The following is a 3,948-nucleotide window of genomic DNA, read 5'->3' as shown; positions in this document are numbered from 1 at the left end:
TATCTATCGGTTGCCATAATATTCTGTATACCTGTTTTTGCTCAAGCCAATGATGGTGTCGCTGGAGTTGCTATAGGTGGCATCATGATGCCTGGCAAGAGCGATAAAATAAAAATGCGCAAGGAGGTGTTGGAGATCAGTGTCAACAAGATCAAAGTGGAATATGAGTTTGTCAATCTGACAGAGGAGCCGGTGACCTTGTCGGTCATGTTTCCTTTGCCGGAATATTCCGCTGCTGGCGTCATGGAAAGGAGTTATGCGGGTGAACCGGATGGATTCCATGTTTTGATCGATGGCAAGAATCAACCCTTTGTGACCGATATACAAGCATTTGATTGCGGTGAGGATATTGCCATCAGGGTACAGCAACAAACCTGTACCAACATTACAAGCAGATTAAAGAAACTTGGTCTGAGTGACCGCCAGATTGCCCATTTTCCAAAAAATTATACTGCCTTCCGTTTTTCAGACCGTGAGGAGCCGGAGGCGTTGTCAGGAGAGCAAAAAAAGGAGCTGCTTGCAAGTGGTTTGCTTGAAGAAGATGGCTTGTTTTCGCATGCGAAATGGTGGGTGAAAGTGGTTTATTTATGGCAGGTTACTTTCCCTGTTGGCCGGTCATTATCTGTCGCGCATGCCTATCGTCCATTTTCTCCATCGGGGTCATCTGCCTATTTGCATGCCTACAAAGAGGAGGATTTGCGAACAGGTTTTTGTGCGGATGATCGTTTTGTTGGGCAATGGAAAAAATTGCAGGCCGAAACAGCCGATGATTTGACAGACGCCCGCACCTGGATGCCTGCAATTGATTATATTCTGACTACCGCAAACAGTTGGGCGACCCCGATTGAAAATTTTACGCTCATTATTCGCAAAACAACACCATCCGAGTTGGTATCCCTCTGTTTTCCGGGTACAGTAACAAAAGTGGATGCCAAAACTTTGATGATCAATCTGCACAATTTTCAACCGCAACAGGATTTGAAAGCGGTATTCATGCGCCACTCGACATGGCAGGAAAATGAGCGATACGATCAAGATAATTTGTTGGGAAATCCGCCGGTTATTGTTCCGACAAAACGGCACTGATCAATCTGTCATCAACTGTTGTTGCTTCTGGAATGAGAAAACCATCGGGTCAATACTTGCTCTATATCGTGCAGCCTGGCTGGTTTGCCTAAAAAATCATTCATTCCCGCTTCAAAACACTGACGCTGATCACTGGCAAAGACTGAGGCGGTAAAGGCCACCACAATGGATGGTTTTTTTGCTTCTTTTTTTTCTTGGTGCCGCAGCCACTGAGTCAATTGATAGCCGTTGCTGTCTGGGAGTTGCAGATCGAGAAGTATCAAATCATAGTGCTGCGATGCGCACATTTGCTGCATGCTTTTTCCATCTTTGGCCAAGTCTGGAGAGAGATTCAAGCGTTTGAACATTTTCATGACCAGGTGTTGATTGACGGGATTATCTTCCACAATCAAGATGCGTGCATGCTGTATACTGAGTTGTTGCTCATTTTGATGTTCAGAGAGCGACTGGGTTGGGTGAAAAGTATTGACGGCTGACAAGGGAGTGGAAAGGGTAAGATGTGTTGAGGCAAAGCGTACTGGAACGGTAAAATAAAAAACAGTTCCTTTGTTGGGTTGACTTTCGACCCAAATCCGTCCTCTCATGACCTGTACTAGTCGTTTGCAAATGGTCAATCCCAAACCTGCAGAAAAGCTTGTTGCATTTTCTGTTGTGCCACTTTCTTCAAAAAATTGCGATAATGTGACAATGTTGGAGGAAGATATTCCTATCCCGTTATCCGCGATCATACACAGAAGATGACAATTTTCTTGATCAGCAAATTCAGCCTGGATGGAAATTTGAATGGCTCCGCTGCTGCTATATTTGATGGCATTGCTGACGAGGTTGATGAGAACCTGACGAATACGACGGTAATCACCTATGACCTGTGTGGGGACAGAGGAGTGGAGATGTTTGGAAAGCAGGAGCTGACTTTTTTTCATGGCGGAAAAGTGCATGATATTATAAACACTTTCCAATAGCTCTTCGGGCATGAACAGATCATTTTGCAGATCCATCTCTTTTGATTCAAGCTTGGCCAGTTCCAGAATATCGTTTACCAAAGTCAGCAGAGCATTACCTGATTCGCTGATAATGGAGAGGGCTTCATGACAATCCTCCATGGATTGGGAGCGGTTGAGCAAATCGGACATACCAATAATGGCATGCAAGGGGGTGCGCAGTTCGTGGCTCATATTGGCCAGAAAGCTGTTTTTGGCCTGTTTAGCCGATTCGGCTTCGGATTTGGCGCGAGCCAGTTCCGCTTCGACCTGTTTTCGTGTGGAGATGTCTCTGAGATAAGCCAAATAGGCGGGACGTTCGAGCCATTCTGTTTGCCGGACGTGCATTTCCAAGACCCGAGGCGTGCCATTGGGCAGCCAGACATCCAGTTCTGCACTTTCAGAGGCAACTGGAAATCCAAACATTTCACCGATTGCCGGAAATTTTCCAGAAAAGAGTTCGGCGACGGCAGGATTGACAAAACAGACAACGCCGGATTCATCCACCACAAAGACGCCATCGTTATCATTTTCCACCAAGCGCCGAAAGCTGTACTGACTTTTTTCCAACAAGGAATAGTTGCGGTGGCGTGACAAGGCATTGTGCAAAATATTCAACACGATCTCTGTAGAATGCGCATGGAACATTCCTTCGCTGAGCACATCTTGTGCACCGGTTTGTACCGCGAGACGGCCCACCTCTGAATCCATGGAGGCGGTCAAAACGATGATTGGGATATGGGGAAAGTGTTGTTTGCAGACAGCCAGGGTAGGCAATCCCGTCGAATCTGGCAAGTTGCAATCCAGAAGCAACAGATCATACTGGGCGCTTTGCATGCTACTGATGAGTTGTTGCAGGGAATGGGCTCTGTCGATGCTCCAGGCTCTGCTGTGGGAGAGGTTGTGCAACCATTCCAGTACTTTACTATGGGAGCTGGAATTTTGTTCGACCAATAAGAGGCGTATGTGTGCTGAGCTGTTCATGGTGTCAAGGTACTGCCACAGGGTTGGACCCGATGATCCAGGCGTTGAGGGATGCACCAAGCCGCGTGATTCCGCTCATTCTGGAAGATGTTATTGTTAACAATCTGTTTTAAGTCAGGATAAAATATGCTGGGCTGTACGGGCGTAGATGCGTGTAGATACAAATATTTGCCATTTTTTCTCAAATTGCAAGGAAGATTCTCAGCAAATTTTCATTTTTTGTTGCAGTGCAGAGGATAGTCTTGTTTCTTGTTGTTCTATGGGAGAGTCTGCAGGCGAAAGGGAGCCTGTATCGCTATCCAGCATGATCAACAAAGCGCGATAATCCTTTCAGTCATATGTAGCAGCATTGCGGTTTGATCAAGATCTTTCATAAAGTGATCTTCCTTCGCGCAAGGCATGGCCAACCACATGGTTTAGCGAATGACGCCAGTGAGCCACCTCATCCTGGCTATAGAGCAAGATGTCTTTTGCGATAGGGAAGTGGGAGATTGCTTGACGAATAACTTGCATTTCGCGCCAGCGGCTTCGTTCGGTAAATCCTTTCTGTTGGACGATTAAAAGGTCAATATCTGACTCGTCACTGGCTTCATCCCTTGCCAGTGAGCCAAACAAAATAATCTGCTCTGGTTGTACGGCAGCAACGATGTGTTGCACCATGGCATTGAGATCGATTTCGTTGATGCTCGGCATGCGACCCTTGGTTTGGCAGTTGCGACAGTGTGGAACAATGACCTGCAATGATTACTTGTGCATAGTAGGAAGTGCCAGAAATTTATTTCGTAGTATAGCAATGTTTTTATGTTTTTTTGAAATTTGTTCTGAACTTTAGAGTCGCAACCATCCTGTCCAAGATCGTTTGATTCGTGGAAAGTGTGGCGTGCAAGTGAAAAATGGC

At 46.1% G+C, this 3,948-nt stretch carries 3 protein-coding genes; 1 reads left to right on the top strand and 2 read right to left on the bottom strand.

The features are described 5' to 3' along the window. Positions 1-1,086, top strand: a 1,086-nt coding sequence (locus EJP87_RS14430; protein ID WP_130472565.1) for a DUF4424 family protein, incomplete at its 5' end; no start/stop codon positions are given. An 11-nt stretch (positions 1,087-1,097) separates the two neighbouring features. Here the strand turns inward: EJP87_RS14430 and EJP87_RS14425 are convergent. Together EJP87_RS14425 and EJP87_RS14420 are read right to left on the bottom strand one after the other, a co-directional pair. Further along, positions 1,098-3,050 (bottom strand): response regulator, encoded by a 1,953-nt coding sequence (locus EJP87_RS14425; protein ID WP_130472564.1) that lies wholly within the window; start codon positions 3,048-3,050, stop codon positions 1,098-1,100. Between the two features lie 360 nt (positions 3,051-3,410). Beyond that, positions 3,411-3,743 (bottom strand): nucleotidyltransferase domain-containing protein, encoded by a 333-nt coding sequence (locus tag EJP87_RS14420; protein WP_130472563.1) that lies wholly within the window; start codon positions 3,741-3,743, stop codon positions 3,411-3,413. Between the last annotated feature and the right edge of the window lie 205 nt (positions 3,744-3,948).

It is taken from the genome of Candidatus Magnetaquicoccus inordinatus (assembly GCF_004217665.1).
In the GTDB taxonomy this organism is placed as follows: Bacteria; Pseudomonadota; Magnetococcia; order Magnetococcales; family Magnetaquicoccaceae; genus Magnetaquicoccus; species Magnetaquicoccus inordinatus.
This window is presented reverse-complemented; position numbering and strand designations above follow the sequence as displayed.